At 29.8% G+C, this 1,423-nt stretch carries 1 protein-coding gene; it reads right to left on the bottom strand.

Annotated elements, in window-relative coordinates; translation table 11 throughout:
* Window positions 1-190: 190 nt before the first annotated feature.
* Window positions 191-1,165 carry a hypothetical protein gene (locus V7150_RS17435; RefSeq protein WP_335520931.1) on the bottom strand — a complete coding sequence of 325 codons (975 nt, stop codon included), beginning with the start codon at window positions 1,163-1,165 and terminating at the stop codon, window positions 191-193.
* Between the last annotated feature and the right edge of the window lie 258 nt (window positions 1,166-1,423).

Here is a 1,423-nt window from a genome sequence, read left to right as displayed (position 1 = left end):
CTGCTTCAGTTGTTAAGAATGAAAACTAAGCTATTAAGAATAATCACGTATTATCCATATCTAAAGTTATAGACTACTTCACAGTGAAATATTTACATTTTAAGTATAAAGTAGTGTCAAACAAAGGGAATTTTAGTTCCCTATATACCAAGCTGGAAATTGCTTTAGATAGAATCTACGTTAATAACGGTTAAATTTCTTCGAGTCTCTCTATTAATTCGTTTATGTTTTTCATACAGTAGATTTCAGTTTTATATTTGCTATCTAATCCTAATCTCTTTATGCGATTATATTGTGCTTTATCGGTCAATATAAAATTAGAATAGGGTAAATAAGCGGATAGGTTTGATATATCTTTTGGGTCACCTGAATCCCATTTCTTTGTTGAGGTCATCATGTCCGCAATTAGATGCGAGGAAATATCAATGTACGGAATACTCTTAAACTCTTCTGAGTGTAAAAATTCTAGGTAACTATCTATGTCGCTTTGACCAGTAATTTCACTCCATTTCTGCATTGGTCTGTTTACAAATTCATCAAATTGGTTATATAGCTTTATATCAAATGGTATCTCACCATTAAACATTTTTTTTAGTGTGTTTCCTTCTTTTATAAGCATGATTGTTGCAAGATATATTCCTGCATACTCATTATTAAGTCTTTCTTGAAAAGGCATAGATATATCTTGGGTGTCTTTATAGTCTTGGAGTTCTTTAATATTTTCCTCTTTTTCTGTTCTCTTCTTTTGGTAATGCTCTAGAGAGGGAACAGAATAAGAACTTACAAAATATTTTCCAGTAGATTTAGGAGGATATTCAATAACATCACTTTGAAGTAAGTCAATACTTCTAGTTTTTTGGGAGAAGACACTCATTATTCTTTCCAACTGAATGTTATAAACTTGCGAGCATAAGTTAAACTTTGTTCCTCTTGTTAATGCTAGAAATTTCTTCATACTAGATTCAACATTACCTTCTAATTCCTCTTCTTGCTCTGCTCTAGGGCAAATTATTTTTTCTTCACGTGTCTTCTCTAACACAATATCGTAAAGAAGCATATATCTATTATCCCGTTTACCATCAGAAGCACTTTTTCCACACTCTATTATAAAAAATGTATCTAACCATAATAATGGTATTTTAGATTTTTGAAAATTAATCTCCATTATTGACTCCCCTTTATGCTTATCAATAATTCTATCTTTGCATATTATTTTACTGATTAGTGTATATCATTAAGTTCCTATTAAAATTTGAGCAAACTCGATTTAATCTAAAAAGACCACTTTTTATTTGTAGAAGTGGTCTTAAAAACATTTTGTTGTATAATTGAAATTACCATGAATTTATGTACTGTTCTCCACACGTAACAAAGTGAGATATTAATTACTATTGATAAATTGCTAGAACTTCTAGTATTATAA

Source organism: Neobacillus drentensis, assembly GCF_036965245.1.
GTDB classification, from domain to species: Bacteria; Bacillota; Bacilli; order Bacillales; family Cytobacillaceae; genus Neobacillus; species Neobacillus drentensis_G.
This window is presented reverse-complemented; position numbering and strand designations above follow the sequence as displayed.